The 20,858-nt window shown below is 69.4% G+C and carries 9 protein-coding genes and 1 pseudogene; 7 read left to right on the plus strand and 3 right to left on the minus strand.

Going from position 1 to position 20,858, the window contains the following annotated elements; all coding sequences use genetic code 11:
- Positions 1–38: 38 nt before the first annotated feature.
- The 7 genes from OG735_RS31760 to OG735_RS31790 all read left to right on the plus strand — a co-directional run bounded on the left by OG735_RS31760 (position 39) and on the right by OG735_RS31790 (position 12,178).
- Entirely contained in the window at positions 39–785 is a 747-nt protein-coding gene (locus tag OG735_RS31760) for a thioesterase II family protein (RefSeq protein WP_327326561.1), read from the plus strand.
- A 120-nt stretch (positions 786–905) separates the two neighbouring features.
- Positions 906–3,767: a helix-turn-helix transcriptional regulator gene (locus tag OG735_RS31765; protein WP_327326562.1), complete on the plus strand. Its 2,862-nt coding sequence runs from the start codon at positions 906–908 to the stop codon at positions 3,765–3,767.
- A 300-nt stretch (positions 3,768–4,067) separates the two neighbouring features.
- The gene (locus tag OG735_RS31770; RefSeq protein WP_327326563.1) at positions 4,068–6,929 is read left to right on the plus strand and encodes a helix-turn-helix transcriptional regulator; all 2,862 of its coding nucleotides are present in this window, start codon (positions 4,068–4,070) and stop codon (positions 6,927–6,929) included.
- Positions 6,910–7,881, plus strand: a complete 972-nt coding sequence (locus tag OG735_RS31775) for a metallophosphoesterase family protein (protein ID WP_327326564.1) — start codon at positions 6,910–6,912, stop codon at positions 7,879–7,881. Before OG735_RS31770 ends, OG735_RS31775 begins: the two co-directional genes overlap by 20 nt.
- A complete protein-coding gene (locus OG735_RS31780) occupies positions 7,878–8,564 on the plus strand; it encodes a 4'-phosphopantetheinyl transferase family protein (protein WP_327326565.1) in 687 nt (228 codons plus the stop codon). Before OG735_RS31775 ends, OG735_RS31780 begins: the two co-directional genes overlap by 4 nt.
- 42 nt (positions 8,565–8,606) lie before the next feature.
- Positions 8,607–8,738 carry a hypothetical protein gene (locus OG735_RS31785; RefSeq protein WP_327326566.1) on the plus strand — a complete coding sequence of 44 codons (132 nt, stop codon included), beginning with the start codon at positions 8,607–8,609 and terminating at the stop codon, positions 8,736–8,738.
- 326 nt (positions 8,739–9,064) lie between these two features.
- Entirely contained in the window at positions 9,065–12,178 is a 3,114-nt protein-coding gene (locus OG735_RS31790; RefSeq protein WP_327326567.1) for a hypothetical protein, read from the plus strand.
- A 262-nt stretch (positions 12,179–12,440) separates the two neighbouring features.
- On the opposite strand, the gene OG735_RS31795 is transcribed toward OG735_RS31790, so the two are convergent.
- From OG735_RS31795 to OG735_RS31805, 3 genes and pseudogenes are all read right to left on the minus strand, one after another.
- On the minus strand, positions 12,441–13,661 hold the full coding sequence (locus tag OG735_RS31795; RefSeq protein ID WP_327326568.1) for a glycosyltransferase: 1,221 nt from the start codon (positions 13,659–13,661) through the stop codon (positions 12,441–12,443).
- Between the two features lie 114 nt (positions 13,662–13,775).
- Positions 13,776–14,327, minus strand: coding sequence for a hypothetical protein (locus OG735_RS31800; RefSeq protein ID WP_327326569.1), 552 nt, complete (start codon positions 14,325–14,327; stop codon positions 13,776–13,778).
- 150 nt (positions 14,328–14,477) lie between these two features.
- Positions 14,478–20,858: pseudogene (locus tag OG735_RS31805) on the minus strand (type I polyketide synthase); the annotation flags it as partial.

A 20,858-nucleotide genomic window follows, 5' to 3' on the forward strand; every position in this document is an offset into this window, starting at 1 on the left:
TCGCATCGAGCACTGAATTGAAGGCGGAACGGCAGCCAATGATTGAACCCTTGACCAACACGCCCTGGCTGATACGGTTCCGGCCATCCCCACAGGCCAGAACTCGCCTCATCTGCCTGCCTCACGCGGGTGGTTCAGCCTCTTTTTACTTTCCTATGACCAGGGCGGTCGCCCCCGATACGGACGTCCTTGCGGTGCAATACCCCGGACGTCAGGATCGCCGGTCCGAGCCCTGTATCACGGATTTGGGAGCTCTCGCCGACGGGATTGCGACAGCTCTTCAGCCGTGGCTCGATCTGCCCACCGTGCTTTTCGGCCACAGCATGGGGGCGACGCTTGCCTTTGAGGTGGCGCGACGACTCGAGCGGGACCCGGAGTTCACCCCGCGAAGAATCGTCGCCTCGGGCCGGCGTGCACCCTCCGCGCACCGTGACGAGACGGTGCACCAGCGTGACGACGACGGCATCATCGCCGAGATGCGCCTGCTCAGCGGCACTGATGCGCGTATCCTGGCCGACGAGGAGTTCCTTCGGATGGCGATGCCGGCCATCCGGGGCGACTACACGGCGGTTGAAACGTACCGGGTCGAACCGGGCGCCACCGTGCGCGCGCCGATCACTGTGCTCACCGGCGACACCGACGTACGGACGAGCGCGGAGGAGGCCGAGGCGTGGCGGCGACACACCATCGGCGACTTCGAACTGCACACTTTCACAGGCGGCCACTTCTTCCTGACTGACCATCAGGAGAAGATCGGCAGAATCGTTTCCGGCTGTCTGCTCTAGCACTCACCGTCCGCTCAACCGGCATGCAACAGTGCGTTCGTGGTTCGCATTCATTGACATAATATTCGCCGTTGGACTTTCCATTTGATTGCGAAAGTCCCGGCGGCTCGGGGGAGAGATATGTTGTTGGAGGCTCACTATGTCGAGCGAGAAAATCAGCGGACCCTGCTGAGGGAGCTCCTGGAAAGCGCGAGAGAGGGGCGAGGGCAGGTCGCACTGCTCAGTGGAGCGGTCGCCAGCGGGAAAACGGCGCTTTTGATGAATTGCGCCGATCAAGCACTGGCGGAGGGCGCGCTCCTGTTGGACACGGCGGGAGTCCGCGCCGAGCGCACCCGGCCTTTCGGTCTCCTCGGGAGGATCTTCGCGAGTGCACCGCTGACCTCGGCGGCGCACGCCGAAGTGGCACGGCTGATCGACGGAGTGTCCGGAGCCGAGTCATCGGTGCATGACCAGATGTTGGCCATGCCTCAACTGAGCGCCGCCCTCCTCGACTTGGCCAAGGAGAACCTGGTGGTGATCGCGGTCGATGATGTGCATGACGGCGATCAGGCCTCTCTTCGGTTTCTGCTCTATCTGACCCGCCGCATTCGCCACGTCCGGATGCTGGTCGTACTGACCGAACCCGCCAGGCTCGAATCGAGCAAGCGCAGTTTCCACGCGGAACTCGCGCACCTGCCGCACTGCACCTGGCTGCGTCTGAAGTTGCTGTCGCCGATCGGGACTGTGGGGCTCCTGAGCGAACACTTCACGCCCTCAACGGCCGCGCGCCTCGCCCCGGAACTGCATGACATCACCGGCGGCAGTCCGCTCCTGCTCCGGGCACTGGTCGAGGACCGCCTCGCCGCCACCGAGGCGGGCGACCCGTTCCAGCCGCTCGTACGAGGCGAGAACTACGCACAGGCCGTGATCGACTGCCTGCACCGGTGCGGCCCCGAACCGCTGGAGATCGCCCAGGGCATCGCCATCCTGGGATCCCATACCGACCCCGGGCTGCTCGGCCGCCTTCTCGGCATTCATCTCAGGAGTGTCGAGCAGGCCGTCGCGGACCTGGGACAGTGCGGACTCCTGAGTGACGGCCGCTTCCGTGACGAAGAGGCCGCCTCGGTCGTGCGGGACGCCATGTCGGCGGACCGGCTGTCGCAGCTGCACACCCGCGCCGCCGAGCTGCTTCACCAGAACGGCTCGGCCGCGTACGACATCGCCCACCACCTCGTCGTGGCCCGGGACACGGCGGACCTCTGGGCAGTGCCGGTGCTCCAGGAAGCGGCCGAGTACGCGCTGGCGGACGGCGACATGGAATTCGCCCGCCGCTGTCTCGCCCTCGCCCAGGACTCCTGCGAGGACGACCGGCTGCGCGCCTCACTCACCGTCAAGCTGGCCGGTGTCGTCTGGCGCACCGATCCTGCGGCCGTGGAGGTCAAGGCGTCGACGCTCCTGCTGGACGCGACGGCGGCCCGGCTCTCGCCCAGCGATCTGGTGGTGTCCTTGTCGTATCTCGCCTGGTCGGGCCGGCTGGTCGAGGCGAGGGAGGTGCTGGAGGCCCTCGAAGCGGCCGACGGCTGGTCCGGGCGTGAGGAACGGACGGCTCTGACGGCCGCCCGCCGCTGGCTGACCGTGCTCAGTCCCTCGCTGGGCATGGAGCCGGGCGGCGAGGAGCCGATGCGCCCCGGGCCTGCCGACACCCTTGCCGGAGACGCGGAAATCGCCCATCTTCACGCCTCGTCCGCGGTGGCAGCCGCTCTGTCGGAGAGCAGGCGCGAGGACGCGGTCTCCGAAGCCACTCGTGTGCTGCAGCGCTACCGGCTCAACGACGGCTATGTGCAGCCCCTGGTCGTCGCCCTCTGGGCGCTGGTGTACGCCGACCGGCTGGATCTCGCCGTGCCCTGGTGCGAGCGGCTGCTCAACGAGTCCGCGGACCACCATGCCCCGGCCTGGCAGGCCATGTTCACCTCCGTACGGTCCGAGATAGCGCTACGGCAGGGCGACTTGCCCGGGGCGAAGGTGCACGCCGAGTCGGCACTGCGGCAGATGGGGCCGAGGAGCTGGTCTCTCGCCCGTTCCTTCCCGCTCGCCACGCTGATCCAGGCACACACGGGCATGGGGCAGTTCGACGAGGCGGAGAGCCTGCTCGGCCAGACCGTGCCCGACGCCTTCCTGCACACCCTGCCCGGTCTGCACTACGCACGCGCCAGGGGCCGGTGGAACCTGGCCACCGGCCGCTACCACGCCGCTCTCGGGGACTTTCTGGCCTGCGGCGAGGCGCTCGAGGAGTGGGGTGTCGACGCCCCTGAGCTGGTGCCGTGGCGGCTCGACGCGGCGGAGACCTGGCTCGCCCTCGGCCACCCCGAAAAGGCCCGGAGCCTGGCCGAGCAGCAACTGCTGCGCAGCCCTGATCGGGCACGCGGTACGGCTCTGCGGCTGATTGGCGCCACCGGTGAGGGCCGGCGCGGCCTCCAGCAGCTCCAGGAGGCGGTGGAGATCCTGGAGAACGGCGGGGACCGGCTGCAACTGGCTTTGGCTCTCGGCGAGTTGGGGCGCCTCTGCCGGGTGATGGACGATGTCAACCGCGCCCGGATGCTGGTTCGGAAGGCATGGCATGTCGCCAAGTCCTGTGGTGCCGAACCGCTGTGCCGCCAGCTGATACCCGGCGGCACGGATCCCGACTTCGAAGCACCGCGCCATGAGCCGGTACTGCCGCAGAACACGGCTTCGCTGACCGAGGCGGAGAGCCGTGTGGCCGTGCTGGCCGCCCATGGCAACACCAACCGGGAGATCGCCGCCAGGCTGTACGTCACCGTGAGCACGGTGGAGCAGCATCTGACGCGCATCTACCGTAAGTTGAAGGTGAACCGGCGACGCGAGCTGCCGACGAGGCTGGCAGGCAACAGTGACCATTCACAGCTCGCACTGAACGGCAGGCAAACAGTCGGTGACCTTGTTCCGATGGAGGTGACGTCCTGCGGAACTGGCCGGCACAACTAGCTTGATCTCTATATGACCTTGACATCCTTCTGATGTCCTGACCGGAGATGATGGTCCGGTCACCCCAACCACTCCGCGGGGCCGCCGCGGAGCAACCGGGGGCAGTACCCCCGCACGGCGGGGTCGCAACGGGGAAGCGCAAGTGGCAGTCGGATCCCGGCCTCGGCCGGGACAGCGGCCTCGGCCGGCACAGCGCACATCGCAACGGGGAAGCACGAAGTACATGATCGACCAGCCGACCGCTGGCGTGTCCGTACCTCATCGCCACTCGCGTGCGACGAAGGGGAAGGACACGTGGCCATGGGGATGCATCGGGACAACGAATCGGCACAACTCCGCGAGTTTCTCGAGGCGAATCTCCGGGCGACAAGACCCTGCCCCCGTCTCGCGGTCATCAGCGGCGCGGCCGGTATCGGCAAGACCGAACTCCTGCACGCGCTGACGGACTTCGCCGCGGCGAACCAGGTCACCGTCGTGAGCGCGGTGGCCGCACCCACGGAGCAGAGCCTGCCGTACGCGGTCCTGGAACAGCTCCAGCAGGGCATGCCGCCGGAGGCGGAGCAGGGGTACCGGACAGCCCGGGACTGCGAGGGAGCCACGGACCCCTCCGCGCCGGCCTCCCAGGTTCCCCTGCGGGTACTGCGTGAACTGACGCGCAGGTTCGGCGGACCGGCCGCTGCCGGGCATCTGCTGATCGCCGTCGACGACATCCAGTTCGCGGACGTCCAGTCCCTCCAGGTCCTGCGGTATCTGCTGCGGCACTCCGGCCTGACCGCCCTGTCCGTGGTGGTGACAGAAGGGCCCGCGCCGACCGGGGCGGCCTTCTCCGCCGACGAGTTGCTGGAGCGTGACCAACTGCTGCGCGTCCGGCTCGGCCCGCTCGGCGTCGAGGGCGTCGGCCGGGTACTCTCCGACCGGTTTCCCTCCGCCGAGGCCGCCCGGCTGGCACCGGACTTCCATCACGCAACGGGTGGCAACCCGCTGCTGGTCAGGGCGCTGGCCGCGGACCAGTTCGTGCCGTCGGCCGCCCGCCGGGAAGGCGGGACTCCACAGGCCGGTGACCTCTTCCGGCAGGCCGCGCTGCGATGTGTCCAGCGCAGCGGTCACAACGCCCTGGCCGTCGCGCGCGGTCTCGCACTGCTCCAGGAGCCGTCGACCTCGCCGAACGTGGGTCTGCTTCTCAACGTCGAGGACGACACGGTCCGGCCGGCCGCGGCCGCCCTCGAGGAGGCGGGCATCCTCCAGGACCAGCAGTTCCGCCACGAAGCCATGGAGAAGGCCGTACTGGAGGACCTTCCGGCCGAGGAGGCCGCGCAGCTGCGTTACTGGGCGGCCAAGCTGCTGCACCAGCGCGGCGCGAGCTCCGTGCGGGTCGCCACCCAGCTACTGGCCCAGGATCTGCGGGGGCAGGCGGAGGAGGCATGGGTGTGCCGAGTCCTCCATGACGCCTCGCACCAGGCGCTGGCCGCCGCCGAGCCGGACTTCGCGATGCGATGCCTGCAGATGGCCGAGCGCTGCTGCCGCGACGAGCCGACCCGGCTGTCCATCAGGGCCCAACTGGCCGAGCTCAACTGGCGTCATCAGCCGGCGACCGCCGCACAACAGGTGCAGTCGCTGGCCCTGCCGGCCCGCGGCGGTCAGCTGCCGCTGCGTTACACGCTGCGGCTGGTGCCACAGCTGATGTGGTACGGGTACGTGGACGAGGCTACCGCTGCCTTCCGGGTGGCGAGCGCCACCGTGGCCGCCACGCACGCACCGCGCCTCGACGACGAAATCAACGCCACCCGGCTGCAGATGGCCGGCACCTACCCGGGTGCGCTCACCGCAAGCGACCAGGTGCCGCACGACGAACAGCGGTCCGAACCGAAGTTCTCCACCACCAGCTCCACCTCCACCACTGATGCTGTGGTCAGCGCGCCGGTGAAGGCGTTCGGCGCGCTGAATTCCGTACTCGGTCTGCGGGCGGAGGCGTCCGCGGTGTCGGACGCCGAACAGACCCTGCGGTCCACCGTGCTGACCGAGGCCACCGTCGAGACGCTGCTGGCCGCGCTGAGCACCATCGTCCTCAGTGATCTGCTCAGCTCCTCGGCCCGCTGGTGCGACCGACTGCTCGTGCAGGCCCGCAGCGGGCGAGCCCTGGCCCTGCTCACGGCCTTCCGGGCGCTCATCTCCCTGCGGCAGGGCAATCTCACCGAGGCGGTGGAGCAGGCCGAGTCATCACTGGAGCGGCTGCCCGCGCACGGATGGGGCGTAGGCATCGGACTGCCCGTGTCGGTGCTGGTGGGGGCCCGCACACACATGGGGCACCACGAGGTGGCGGCCGAGCTGCTTGACCGGCCCGTACCCGACTCGATGTTCCGGACCCGCTACGGACTTTCCTACCTCCACGCGCGCGGCGTACTGCAACTGCGGACAGGGCGCCACCATGCCGCGCTCGCCGACTTCATGGAGTGCGGCGAACTCATGAAGGCCTGGGGCATGGACTCACCCACCCTGGTGCCGTGGCGGACCGGGGCGGCGGAGACCTGGCTGAAACTGAAGAACCCCGAGCGGGCCGTCGCTCTGCTCGACGACGAACTGTCCCGTACGCATCCCAAGCATCTGCGGACCCGGGGCGCCGCTCTGCGGGTGCTGGCGGCCACGCGTCCCCTCCCGCACCGGCCCGCACTGCTGGAGGAGGCCGTCCGACTGCTTCGCGACGTCGGCGACTCGTACACCATGGCCCTGGCCATGACCGACCTCGGCCAGGCCTACAAGCGGCTCGGGGAACCGGTCAAGGGGCGTGGGCTGGTACGGCAGGCGGGACAGGTGGCGGACATCTGCGGTGCGTACGAACTGTTCCGGGCGCCCCAGCCCACCACGGCCCGCGTGGCTCCGTCCGGGCCGGGCACCGTCCCCGCCGGGCCGGAGCACACCATACGGACGGAGGACTGTGCGGATAACCGTGCGGAGAACCGCGCGGAGGAGGCCCTGACGGAGGCCGAGCGCCGGGTCGCCAGGCTGGCCGCACTTGGCCACACCAACCGCGAGATTTCCAGCAAGCTCTTCATCACCGTCAGCACGGTGGAACAGCACCTCACCCGGGTCTACCGGAAGATCAACATCAGGCGCCGCCAGGACCTGCCGACCAGTTTGGACTTCGATGTCGCCGATTGCGCCTGAACTCTCCACTCCTGAACCCGCCGTGTCAGAAGCCTCCGCGCCCGGGCGGGCGCCCGCTCCGTCCGAGGGCGCCGGACGGCAGCTCCTTGCCGTGAGTGACCTGCATGTCGGGATGGCCGACAACTGGCCGATCACCGAATCGCTGCGCCCTGGCGGCGACGACGACTGGCTGATCGTGGCCGGAGACGTCGCCGAACTGACGCAGGACATCGAGCGGGCACTGCGCATGCTGGCCGACCGGTTCGCCAAGGTGATCTGGGCGCCGGGCAACCACGAACTGTGGACACCTCGCGAGGAACCGGTCCAACTGCGCGGCGAGGCCCGCTACCGGCATCTGGTGGAGCTCTGCAGAAGCCTGGGCGTGGTGACGCCGGAGGATCCGTACCCCGTGTGGGACGGCCCGGGCGGGCCCGTCGCCGTCGCCCCGCTCTTCGTGCTCTACGACTACACCTTCCGGACACCCGGAGCCTCCACCGAGGAGGAGTCGCTGGCGCGCGCCTACGAGGCGGGCGTGGTGTGCACGGACGAGTTCCTGCTCCATCCCGACCCCTACCCCGGCCGAGCCGCCTGGTGCCGGGCGCGCGTGGCGGAGACAGAACGCCGACTGGCAGCCCACGACCCGGACGTCCCCCTCGTACTCGTGAACCACTTCCCGCTGGTGCGGCAGCCCACGGACATACTGTGGCACCCGGAGTTCGCCCAGTGGTGCGGCACCGAGCTGACCGCCGACTGGCACATACGCTTCAACACCGCCGCCGTCGTCTACGGGCATCTGCACATCCCGCGCACCACCTGGTATGACGGGGTCCGCTTCGAGGAGGTCTCGATCGGCTATCCCCGCGAGTGGCGCAAACGCGGCCACCCGCGGGGGCTGCTGCGCCGGATCGCTCCGTTCACGGAAGAGCCTCCGGCCCAGGCGGGCGTCACGGGCCGGCTGAAGGGCCGGGCATGATCGACGAGTTGCTGCCGAAGACGGTCGTCTGCGCCGAGGCGTTCGAGGACGGGGACGAGCCCGAGGCCGGTCTGTATCCGCAGGAGGCGGCCCTGGTCGCGTCCACGGTGGCCGAGCGGCGTGCGGAGTTCGCGACCGTACGGGCGTGTGCGCGGCGCGCGCTCGCCGGTCTGGGGCTGCTGCCCTCGCCGGTGATGCCAGGGGTGCGCAATGTGCCCCTGTGGCCGACGGGCGTGGTGGGGAGCATGACGCACTGCGCTGGCTATCGCGCGGCGGCGCTGGCCATGGCGGACGACATCCTGGCGATCGGAATCGACGCGGAACCCGACGGGCCGCTGCCCGACGGGGTGCTGGAGGCGATCGCGCTGCCGCGTGAGGCCGCATGGGCGCTGTCCCCGGCGACGATCGGCCCCGCGCACCGGGACCGGTTGCTGTTCAGCGCCAAGGAGTGCGTCTACAAGACCTGGTTCCCGCTCACCTGGCGGGAGATCGACTTCGACGACGCGGAGATCACCTTCAGCTATGACACCGAATCGTCCGGACTGTTCTCGGCGCGGATCCTGCGCCCGGGGCGCCTGCCCGACGGGGGACCGCTGACGGGCTTCACCGGCCGCTGGCTCGCCAGGGACGGGCTGCTCATCACCGCGATCGCACGGGAGGCCCAGGTACCTGCGGACTGTTAGCCAGGGGCGCAGCCGGGCGGCCAGGCCCTCGAAGCAGCTGCGGTGCACCAGATCCACCTGCTCGGGGTCGAGCAGCCACAGCAGGTGCGCACCCTCGAAGAACGCGACGGTCTCGGCAGCCGGAGTCGCCGGGTCGAGGTCGGCATGCGCCGAGCCTCCGGCGGACCGGACTGATCTGCGAGCCCGCGCCAGCTCGCAGACCATCGCCGGCTCGTTCTCACCACGGCTCTGCCGTGCCCGTAACACCACCGTCCAGCACCTGCCCCCGAGCACCCGAACCACCCCGCCACCAGCACATATACCCAACTGAAGCGGAATCCGGCACTAGGCGGCCGACAGCGGCCTGTGAATACCCGGACGCGCCGGTAAAGGTTCGAAGTCTGCAGAACGTTCAACCGGCAAACTGTCGCGCACGGTCAGCGTGCCGGTCTCGTTCCAGTGCGGCGGATCGCTGTCTTTGCGTTCCTGGGGCGCTTGCGCCCGCGACGAGAGGGACTTCTATGCGACGAACCGCGAAGCGGCTGCGAGCCATGGCCGCCCTGGCGGGGTTTGCGCTCCTACCGGCATTCATGCCGGCCCCGGCACAGGCCGCGGGCACCCGCCCGTTCTCGGTCACCATCACCCATGTCGAGTGCGTCGATCCGTGTTCCGCCGAGGGGCTCGAGGCCGCGTTGGAAGGCCACCCCGACTTCTACGCGAAGGTGTTCATCAACGGCGTCGAGCACCGGACGCCCACCATCGACAACGTCTTCGGCATCGACCCGTACTGGGTCGTCTCCACCGAGCTGCCCGACACCATCCAGAACGTTCCCGTCACGATCCAGATCTGGGACGCGGACGACACCTCGGGCGACGACCTGGGCGACGACACCCCGCACGACCACGACAACAACCTCGACTTCACCGTCTCCTACATCGACGGGAAGTGGCGCGACACCGCCACCAACAAAACCGACAATGTGAACTGGCCGCAGTCCTGTTCGTCGGGCGACGGCGGGGACGACGACGAACCTGCCGTCAAGGTGTGCTGGGATGTCAGCACGACATCGACGAGCGGTGACGCAGACGGCGACGGCCTGCTCGACGGCTGGGAGCTCAACGGGTACAACGACGACGGTGACGGCACCATCGATGTGAACCTGCCGACGATGGGAGCCAAGCCCGACCACAAGGACGTCTTCCTCGAACTGGACTGGGAGGCGGGGCGCGCGCCCACCCGCGCGGACATCCAGGCCATGAAGAAGGCGTTCGCCGCCGCGCCGCCCAACGCCGGTGCAAGCGCGGCGAGCAGGCAGGCGGACAACGGCGGTTCCGGTGTGAACGCACCACCGAATCCCGACGGCAGGCCCGGCATCAATCTCCATGTCGACACCGGCGGCCTACTCGACCCCGCGGGCCGTGAGGGTGGGCCGGTCGGCACCTGCTCCGACGGCATCGACAACGGTGCGGACGGGCTGATCGACGGCAACGACCCCACGTGCAACAGGGCGCTGACCGACTACCTCGACGCGACCGTCGAGAACCCGCAGCCGACCAACTGCGGGGACAACATGAACAACGACGGCGACACCTTCACCGACACCCAGGACCCCGACTGCCTCGTCGGCGACAACCTCGGCGGCGGCAGCGTCATCGCCCCGCCCGGTGCGTGCGGCCTCGACACGACCTTCTACGCCTCCAGGAACCTGAACTTCACCAGGAACCGACGGCTGATCTTCCACTACGGGCAGATCGCCGCCCAGCCAGGTGTGGCCACATGCCCGCAACAGAGCGGTGGTCAGGGCGAAATCGGGGGCAACGACTTCACCGTCTTCAACCCCGACGCCGGCACGATCATGCATGAGCTCGGGCACAACCTGAACCTGCGCCACGGCGGCTTCCAGGACCGGCCCAACTGCAAGCCGAACTATGTGAGCATCATGAACTACGACCTGCAGGGCGGCATCCCCCGCGTCCGCGGCGGGACCGTCCTCGACTACTCGCCGCCCAGGACCGCGGTCGACGGCACATCGCGCGGGCGCGCTCCTTTGGGCACTCTCGTGGAGAACGCCCTCACCGAACCGACCATCCTCGACGCGACCGACACGGTCAACCGGTTCGTGTTCGTCGACAGTACGGGCCAGAAGGTCCCGAACAACCTCAACACCAGCCCGGACTGGAACAACGACGGCGATCCGCCGTTCGAGTCGAACGTGCCCGCCACGAACCTCGACAACGCCGGCCCCGGCCCCATGCCCACACCCCCCGCCTGCATCAACACCTCGACCAACGAGACTCTGCAGGGCTCCGACGACTGGACCTTCGTGTCGCTGCCGTTCCGTCAGTTCGGCGACTCCGCGAACGCCGCGGTCAACCCGGAGAGCGACGACGTCCCCACCACCAACGAGCTGCTCGCGATGCACGAGCAGCAGAACACCACCGACGTCGGGGTCACCGTCACCGACAACCCTGACCCGGTCGCGGCCGGAACGGATGTCGTCTACACCGCCGTCGTCACCAACCGCGGCTCCAAGCCGGCCGCCGCGGTGACACTGGTTGACACCCTGCCGTCGCAGGTCTCCTACGCCGGCGACGACGCGGCATGCCACCCGTCCGGTGCGACGGTGACCTGCGGCGTCGGCGACCTCGTCGCCGGTGCCACGCGCACCGTCACAATCACCGCTCATGTGCCGGCGGACCTCGTGTACAACGCCGGCGGCCCGGTCACCCTCACCAACCGGGCGACGGTGGACAACCTCGCGGGTCCCGATCCGGTTGCGGGCAACGACAGCGTCACCACCAGCACCACGGTGGTCGCCGTCGCCGACCTCGCCGTCACGTCCTTCGCCGCCACGACACCGCCCACGCAGGTGCTCATCGGGCAGACCCTGGATGTCACACTGCGCGGCACGGTGGCGAACAACGGGCCGTCCAGCCCGATGGACGCCGTGGTCGTCACTGCTGCCACGGCCGACCCGGGGGCCACGGTGACGCCTTCCTCGTCAACCCGGAACACCCCCGCACTCGCGGTAGGGACTCCGCAGTCGTTCGACAGCACCTTCACCGTCGGCTGTGCGCAGCCCGGATCGCACACCTACCGGTTCACCGCGTCCATCACGCCGGCCCGGTCGGACGACACCGACCCCGTCGCGGCCAACAACCACCGGCCGAGCGAGTTCACCCTCGACTGCGTCGTGCCCGTCGCGATCAACATCAAGCCGGGCAGCAACCCCAACTCCGTCAACATCCCCGCCGACACCGTCCCCGTCGGCATCCTGACGACCAAGGCCGGCGAATACGCACTCCCGCTGGACTTCAACGCCACCACCATCCAGCCGCTGACCGTCCGCTTCGGACCGCGCAGCGTCGTCTATGGCGGTACGGGCGGGAGCACGGAAGTGCACAACAGGGGCCACCTCCAGGACGTGGTCGAACGCACCACCACTCCGGTGGAGCACGTCAGGGACGGCGACCTCGACATGATGCTCCACTTCGCCTCGGCGACCTCCGGTCTCCAGCGGGGAGACACCGAGGCCTGCGCGAAGGGTTCGTTCATCGACGGCGCCACCGGACGGACCTATCGTTTCTTCGGCTGCGACGCGGTGAGGGTCGTACAGTCCCAGCTAGTCACCTGAGTCACAGAATTCTCGTTGGTTGGGTGTGAATCGTCCTGGCTGAACCTGGTGGAGCGGTGGTTCGCCGAGCTCGCAACCAAGCGGCCTCGACAAAGTCGCCGCCTACTGCCACCGAATCTCTGACTCAGGTCACCAGCAGTCCGCAGGCACGCAGAAGGCGGGCGCCGGTTCCGATGGTCAATCGGACCGGCGCCCGCCGGACGCTGCCGGACGGGGGGCCGGCAGCGGGCTTGTGCGAACCTGACGTGATATCAGGCTCTGGTCATGAGGTGTGTGCGGCGACGAGCGACTCGAGATGGGTGACGACCTCGTCGATACCGGGAAGACCGAGCATCTGCCGGTGCGCGCTGCGGATGCCCGCTTGGATCCGGTCGTCGCCGAGCACCTGCTTGCAGGCCATGGCGACGCCCTCGGGAGTCACATCGGTGACATGGGCGCCGAGGCCCAGCTCCGCCAGCCGCTCGGAGTTGTGGAGATGGTCGCCGAACTGCGGCAGCGACACCATGGGCACACCCTGCCGGATGGCCTCGCGGACGCTGTTGTAACCACCGTGCGTCACGAACAGCTGTGCACACTCAAGGAGTTGCTGCTGCGGAAGCCAGTCCATCACGATCACGTTGTCCCCGACGGTGACGCCGTCGACGGGGAAGCCGGCGGTGCCCACGACGGCGTAGCAGTCGAGTGCGGAGAGCCCTTCGATGATGGCTCGCAGCGTGTCGGAGGGATGGAGCATGCCCTCGGGCGGTTCGATGCCCTGCTCCTTCATGCCCATCACCGTGGGCAGCGCGCTGCCCACCGAGGCCACCACCAGCGGGCGGTCGCCCGGCAGTTCGGCCAGCTCGGCGGGAAGACTCTGCGTTCCGTGCAGCGCCGCGGGCTGCTGATAGGCGAACGCCTCCGGCGCCGGGTACCGGGTGAAGGAGAACGTCTCGGGGACGCAGTCGATGCGGTCGAGGGGGTAGACCGACCACGGCTCCGACTGGGGCGCGAGCCCGACTTCCACCCGCCGCTCGTTCAGGAAGGGCAGCAGACCTTCGGGATCGATGACATTCGTCGGTCCCGAAGGGCATGAGACATGCGGAATACCGAGTGCCTCGGCAACCAGCACACCGGTCAGTTCGCCGCCGTCCCGCAGTACCAGATCGGGATTCCATTCCCTGGCGATCGGAATAATCCGCTCAAAGGTGGTGGTGATATGCGGGCCGCCGCCCCAAAGGATCATCTGCAGCCTGTTGTCGACGACGATCTCTTCGCCCGGATTGCTGTCCTTGAAGCGGTCCCGCAGAGAGAAGATGGAGTGCATGATCTCCGGAATGCTCGGCATCACCGGCTTCACGGTGACAGGCGCGCCTTCGAATACGGGAACCAAATGCTCAGGCACCGTGGCCAGAACCTCGTGGCCCGCCTCGGCCAGCGCCCGGGCCAGCGGCAGCACCTCATTGGCGTGCCCCTGTGTTCCGGTCACCGTACAGAAAACTCGCATTTCCAAATCTCCCTGACGTTCAGTGTGTTCCGCACCGGCCGAATTTCCTGGAGTGAATAATTCCGGCCGGCGGGAGGGGGCGACAACCCCTATCCGCCCCTCCCGTTACCCGGGTCAGACTGCGCTGGGCTGCCTGGTCCGCTGCGCGGGAGCCACGTGCCGCGGGCGACGCATCCAGCGAATGGCGACGCCAACCGTGCGGACCAGAACCATCGCCATGGCCATCAGGACGAAGAAGGCAGCCACCCCGTCGGGGTCGATCTGCTGCTCAACGGTCCACTTGCCGAAATCGGCCCGGAATGAATCGATGTTCTCCAGCGACCAGATGAAGCTGAGGCGACCGACGAGTACCGCCATCCAGATGGCGAGGTAGCTCCAACCGGCCCGGGTGTAGGTCTTTCCGGTGGCCGCATCGTTCTCGACCCGCATTGTGTAGAGCAGTCCGACACCGATTGCCGCACCAATGGCGATGCCGACGCCGGCCGACGTGAGATTGGGCTGCGTCGCCTTGAGGTTGTGCAGCATGTCATAGGCGAAATAGGCCACAAGTCCAAGTGGCATGAGCAGCTTGAGGACTCCGAAGCGATGCCGCCCCACCTGGGTGGTAAGGACGATGGTGATCAGGATTCCGCTCAGGAACAGAGCATCCAACATGGCGTCAGTCACTGCGTACCTCCGATTCGTTCTTGGGTGTATTGAAAGACTAGGATCCGCGCGGCCTTCGGTCCTGAGTTCACGGGTGGAGAAAGGGGGTGGAGACCGAGACTTCGGTTTCCACCCCCTCATGCCCTCCGCAGGGAGGACCCGGGCAGACCGCTACGCCGACGGGTCGAGTTGCGACAGCCAGTCGTGCACGGTCCGCGCGGTCCTGCCGGCGTGCTCCTCCATCATGGAGAAGTGATCGCCCGCGGTGTCGAGCGCGCTGTGCTCCAGCCGCCAGGAGGACTGCCAGTCCTCTGTGTGCCGCCAGTTCGGCAGTGGCTCGGAAGCCCTCACCAGCAGCGTCGGTGTGGCGATGGCCTGCGGCTCCCAGTCGCCGAAGATGCGGAAGTAGCCCGCCATCGCGGTGAGCCGCACATCGCCGAGCGCCCCCAGACCGCCTGCCGTCGCACCCGAGCCGGAGTCCGGTCCCGGGCCCGGCCTGTCTTCGCCGTCGGGCGTCCCGGCGCCCCCGATCCGCGCCTGAACCCCCGTGAACGCCCGCGCATCGAGCGGATAGATGTCCATCAGCACCAGCGCCTGCGGCCGTACGCCCAAGGACTCCAGCCGGCTCACCAGCGAATGCGCCAGCATGCCTCCCGAGGAGTGCGCAGCCAACACGAACGGCTTCCCGTCCGTATGGGCTAGCAACGATTCGGCGTGTGCCACGGCCAGCGTGTCCACATCCGCCGGCAGCGGCTCCCCGGGTACGAAACCGGGCGCCGGCAGCACCGATACATTGCGGACATCACGGAGCGCGGCGGCGAAGCGGGCGTACTCGTGCGGCCCCGACATCGGCAGGACCGACGGGATGCAGATCAGTTCGGCGCCGGACTCGCCCTTGGCCAGCCGGACCATGTCCAGCTCGCCCGAGAGCTCCGCGGACGACTCGAACGACGGCCTGAACTCCGAGGCGCTGGTGAGGAGAGTGACGAACTCCTGCAACCGTCCCACCTCGCCCGCACGACGCGCCATCGCCCCGAACACACTCTCCTGCCCGGCGCCCACAGCGGGCGCGCCCCCTTCTGCGGGACGCGGCTCAGCCGCGGACCCCATCGCCCGGGTGAGATAGGCGGCCAGCGCTTCCGAGGTCGGGTTCTCGAAGGCGACGGTCGCAGGCAGCCGTACTCCGGTCGCGGCGCCGAGCCGGTTGCGCAGTTCGACGGCGCTCAGCGAGTCGAAACCCATCTCCAGGAACCGGCGGGTGGGCGCCACCGCATCCGCGTCGGCGTAGCCGAGGACGGAAGCAGCCTGCGTACGGACGTACTCCAGCATCGCCGCGCCACGCTCGTGCTCCGGCAGCCCGGCCAGCCGCTCCGCCAGCGACGGGCCCGAGGTCTGCGCCCCGCTGCCGGAGCGCCGCGCGACGGTCCTGACGAGACCGCGCAACAGCGGCGGCACACCTTCCGGATCTGCCTGAGCGCGCAGTTCGGCCAGATCCAGCCGCATCGGTACGAACAGGGTGCGCTCGTGGTGCCACGCCGCGTCGAACAGCTCCAGTCCCTCCTGCGAACTGAGGCCGGGTATCCGGTTGCCGGTGCGCGCGGCAGCTTCCTCGCCGTTGGCCTCGCCGATCACGCCGAGGCTGTCCAGCCACAGGCCCCAGGCCATCGAGGTGGCCGGCAGCCCCCTGATACGCCGGTGCTGGGCGAGGGCGTCGACGAAGGCGTTGGCGGCCGCGTAGTTGGCCTGGCCAGGGTTGCCCATCACACCGGCCGCGGACGAGAACAGTACGAAGGCGGAGAGGTCCAGGCCCTCGGTCAGCTCGTGCAGATGGAGCGCGGCGTCCACCTTGGGGCGCATGACCTTCGCCAGCCGCTCAGGAGTGAGCCCGTCGATGACACCGTCGTCCAGCACTCCGGCGCTGTGTACGACCGCCGTCAGCGGACGGTCGACAGGCACACCGGCGAACAGCGCTTCGAGCGCGGCCCGGTCCGAGGTGTCGCAGGCCACCAGCTGGACATCGGCGCCCAGCCCGGTGAGTTCGGCCGTCAGCTCGGCGGCCCCCGCGGCATCGGCGCCGCGCCTGCTGGTCAGCAGCAGACGGCGCGCGCCGTGCTCGGTCACCAGATGGCGAGCCACCAGGGCGCCGAGAGTGCCGGTGCCGCCGGTGATCAGCACGGTCCCGTCGGGGTCGAGGACCGTGCTGTCCGTCCCCTGCGCCTGGGCTGCCGGGTCCGTCTCCGGGCCGGTCTCGCCGGCCACCGGAACCCGCGCCAGCCGCGGGGCCAGCGCGCTGCCCGCACGCAGCGCGATCTCCGGCTCCCCGGAGGCCGCCGCGGCCCACAGCGCTTGGGCCGAGGACTGCTCACCGTCGAGGTCGACAGTGATGAACCGGTCCGGATTCTCCGCACGGGCGGAGCGCAGCAGGCCCCACACAGGGGAGTGGGCCAGGCCCGGTACGTCCTCGTCGGGTCCGGTGGCAACCGCGTTCCGGGTCACGACGACAAGACGCGCATCTGCGAGACGCTGGTCCGCCAGCCACGCCTGGACCAGCTCGAGCGCTTCACGGGCCGCGAGGTGCGCGGCCGCGGCGGTACCGCCCGTACTGCCGGATTCCGCGCCGGCCTCCAGGCCGAACGGCGCGAAAACCAGCTCCGGAACCGGGCCGCCCGCCGCCAACGCGGCAGTCAGGGCGCCGAGATCGGCGTGACTTGCGCCCACCGCACCGGCCAGACCCTCACCGATCACTGCGTACGACGCCTTCGCGCCGACCGCCGACAGCGGCAGCGGCACCCAGTCGACCTGGAACAGCGACTCGTGGTGGCGCGTACTCGCCGCACTCAGTTTCTCGGCCGAGATCTGCCGCACCACCAGCGCGTCGGCGGCCACGACCGGACGCCCGGTGGCGTCACCGACCTGGAGGGAGAGCGCATCCTCGCCCTCGACCGGAGCGAAACGGACTCGCAGGGCCTTCGCACCCGTCGCGTACAGGCTGACGCCACGCCACGAGAAGGGCAGCCACAGCCCGCCCGGCTCCGCCCCGTCCGATCCGTCGACCGTCCCGGCCGCCGCGGCGTGCATCGCCGCGTCCAGCAAAGCGGGGTGTACACCGAACTCCTCTGCCGCAGAGTGCAGTTCCTCCGGAAGGTCGATCTCCGCGAAGATCTCCGAACCGCGCCGCCACACACCGCGCAGCCCCTGGAACGCCGGTCCGTAGCCGATTCCGGCGGCGTGGAACTCGTCGTACAGCCCGTCGACGGGCACTTCCTCGCCGCCCTCGGGCGGCCAGACCGTGAAGTCGAACGACGCCGGCGCGGCGGATCCGGCGAGGGTGCCCGTGGCGTGCCGGGTCCACGGCTGTTCGCCGGGGACATCGTCGGCGCGGGCGTGGATGCTGACACTGCGCCGCCCCGTACCGTCCGGGACACCGACCACGAGCTGCACCGCGACGCCGCCCTGCTCGGGCAGGATCAGCGGGGCCTCGAACGTCAGCTCCTCCAGCACACCGCAGCCGACCCGGTCGCCGGCATGCAGGGCCAGCTCCACGAAGGCCGTTCCGGGCAGCAGCACCGTGTCCAGCGCGGCATGGTCCGCGAGCCAGGGATGCGTCCGTAGGGAGAGCCGCCCCGAGAGCAACAGACCGTCCTCGTCGGCTCGTTCGATGGCAGCGGCCAGCAGCGGATGACCGGCCGGAACGAGGCCGGCGGAGGTCACATCACCGTCGTACAGCCCCGGCTCCAGCCAGTACCGGCTGCGCTGGAACGCATACGTCGGCAGCTCCACCCGCCCCTCACCGCCGGGGGTGATCACGGCGTCCCAGGTGGGCTCGGCGCCTGCGATATGTGCGGTGGCCAGGGCGGTGAGGAAGCGCTGCGAGCCGCCCTCGTCGCGTCGCAGCGTGCCGAAGACGGCGGCTTCGCTGCCGGCGCTCTCGAGGATGCCCTGGAGCGGCACTGTCAGCACCGGATGCGGGCTGACCTCAATGAACATCTGGTGACCGGTCGCCAGCAACTCACGCACGGTGCGGTCGAATTCAACCGTCCGCCGCATGTTCTCGTACCAGTACTCGGCATCCATGGTGCCGGTGTCGAGCAGCTCACCGGTGACGGTCGAGTACAGCGGCACCCGAGCCGCGCGCGGCACGACCGGGCCAAGATCGGCAAGGATCTCTTCGCGCAGCGGCTCGACCTGCGCGGAGTGTCCGGCACCGAGCGCACCCGGCACCCGCCGGACCCGTATCTCCGCGGCCTCCATCGTGGCGACGAACTCGTCGACGGCGTCCGGCACACCGGCCACCACGCACGCGCCGGGTCCGTTGACCACCGCGACCGACAGCCGGTCGCCATAGGGCGCGATCTGCTCCTGTACGGACTCCACCGGGGCCAGCACGGACGCCATCGCGCCCTTGCCGATCAGCGCCAGCAGCGCCTTGCTGCGCAGCGCGACAATGCGGGAGGCATCCTGGAGCGAGAGCGCGCCCGCGACGTGCGCGGCGGCGACTTCGCCCTGCGAATGGCCCACGACGGCAGCGGGCTCGACGCCGCAGGAACGCCACAGCGCGGCAAGCGACACCATTGTGGTGAACAGCATCGGCTGGAGCACATCGAGGCGTTCGGCGTCCGGTGTGCCCGGCGACCCGCGCAGCGCGTCTGCGACCGACCAGTCCAGGAACTCGGCGAAGGCCGCGTCACATTCGGCGACGGAGGCCGCGAACACCGGCGACGCTTCGAGCAGGCCGGCGGCCATGCCGAGCCACTGCGAGCCCTGCCCCGGGAAGACGAAGGCAATCTTCCGGTCGGGGCGGGCCATGCCCTGGACGAGCTGCACACCCTCGGGCTGCTCCCCGGCTTCCGCAGTCTCGTCGGCGAGCGCCGCGAGACCGCGCAGCAGCCCTTCACGGTCGTCGGCGACCACGGCGGCCCGGTAGTCGAACGAAGCGCGCGTGGCCACCAGGGAGTGCGCCACATCCGCCGGGTCCAGCTCGGGGCGGGCGGCGACATGGGCTCGAAGGCGCCCGGCCTGGCCGCGCAGTGCCTGCTCGGACTTGGCGGACAGGAGCCAGGGCGCCGGGGCCTGCGGGAGCGGGCGGGCGGCGGCCGGCGGGGAGTTCTCCACGACAGTGGCTGTGTCGGCCTGGGGCACCGGTGCGGCTGCCGCGCTCGCCGGCTCCGGGGCCTGCTCCAGGATCACATGCGCATTGGTGCCGCTGACCCCGAACGAGGAGACACCCGCGCGACGGGGCTCATCCGATTCCGGCCACGGTCGCGCCTCGGTGAGCACCGCGACCGAACCGCCGGACCAGTCGACCTTCCGCGTCACCTCGCCGACATGCAGCGTCTTCGGCAGCACGCCGTGCCGCATGGCCATCACCATCTTGATGACGCCGCCGACACCCGCCGCAGCCTGCGTATGACCCACGTTGGACTTGAACGAGCCGAGCCACAAGGGCCGTTCTGCGTCGCGCCCCTGCCCGTACGTGGCGATCAGCGCCTGCGCCTCGATCGGATCGCCGAGCGTGGTCCCGGTGCCGTGCGCCTCCACCGCGTCCACCTGCTGGGGCGCAAGACGGGCGTTTGCCAGCGCCTCCTGGATGACGCGCTGCTGGGAGGGGCCGTTCGGGGAGGTCAGGCCGTTGGACGCGCCGTCCTGATTTACCGCCGTACCGCGAATGACGCCAAGGATCCGGCGGCCATTACGGCGCGCGTCGGAGAGCCGCTCCAACAGAAGCATGCCCGCACCCTCGGAGAAGCCCGCGCCGTCCGCGTCCTCCGAGAACGCCTTGCACCGGCCGTCCGCTGCCAGCCCCTGCTGCTTACTGACCTCGATGAAGGTGCCCGGCGCGCACATGACGGTCGCGCCGCCCGACAGCGCCATGGAGCACTCGCCGTTGCGCAGCGCCTGAACAGCCAGATGCAGCGTCACCAGCGAGGACGAGCACGCGGTGTCCACCGTCACGGCCGGGCCGACAAGACCGAAGGTGTACGAGACTCGGCCGGAGGCGACGCTCCCGGACGTGCCCGTACTCAGAAAGCCGCCGACGCCCTCCGGCAGCACGGGAGCCTGCGCCAGATAGTCGGTGTTGTTCATCAGACCCGCGAACACACCGGTCCTGCTGCCACGCAGCTCGGCGGGGTTGATACCCGCGCTCTCGAACGCCTCCCAGGAGGCTTCGAGCAGCAGTCGCTGCTGCGGCTCCGTCGCGAGCGCCTCACGCGGCGAAATGCCGAAGAATGCGGGGTCGAATTCGGCGGCGCCGTGTACGAATCCGCCGTACACGGTGTCGGAGGTGTATCCCTCGTCCCCCTTGCCGGAGCCCTGCAGCGCCGCAATGTCCCAGCCGCGGTCGGTGGGGAATTCCGTGACGCCGTCGCGGCCGTCGCGCACCAACTCCCAGAGCCCGTCGGGGTCTTCGACCCCGCCCGGGAAACGGCAGCTCATGCCGACGATCGCGATGGGCTCGTGCGCGCCGGCCTCCAGCTCGCCGAGGCGCTGGCGGGTCTGGTGCAGATCGGCCGTGACCTGCTTAAGGAAGTGACGGAGCTTTTCCTCGTTGGA

This window comes from Streptomyces sp. NBC_01210 (assembly GCF_036010325.1).
Classification (GTDB): domain Bacteria; phylum Actinomycetota; class Actinomycetes; order Streptomycetales; family Streptomycetaceae; genus Streptomyces.

Coding starts and splice junctions, on each gene's coding strand:
- OG735_RS31765 (WP_327326562.1), top strand. CDS start 906: ATGTTGTTGGAGGCTCACTATGTCGAGCGAGAAAATCAGCGGACCCTG.
- OG735_RS31775 (WP_327326564.1), top strand. CDS start 6,910: ATGTCGCCGATTGCGCCTGAACTCTCCACTCCTGAACCCGCCGTGTCA.
- OG735_RS31780 (WP_327326565.1), top strand. CDS start 7,878: ATGATCGACGAGTTGCTGCCGAAGACGGTCGTCTGCGCCGAGGCGTTC.
- OG735_RS31770 (WP_327326563.1), top strand. CDS start 4,068: ATGGGGATGCATCGGGACAACGAATCGGCACAACTCCGCGAGTTTCTC.
- OG735_RS31790 (WP_327326567.1), top strand. CDS start 9,065: ATGCGACGAACCGCGAAGCGGCTGCGAGCCATGGCCGCCCTGGCGGGG.
- OG735_RS31760 (WP_327326561.1), top strand. CDS start 39: ATGATTGAACCCTTGACCAACACGCCCTGGCTGATACGGTTCCGGCCA.
- OG735_RS31795 (WP_327326568.1), bottom strand. CDS start 13,661: ATGCGAGTTTTCTGTACGGTGACCGGAACACAGGGGCACGCCAATGAG.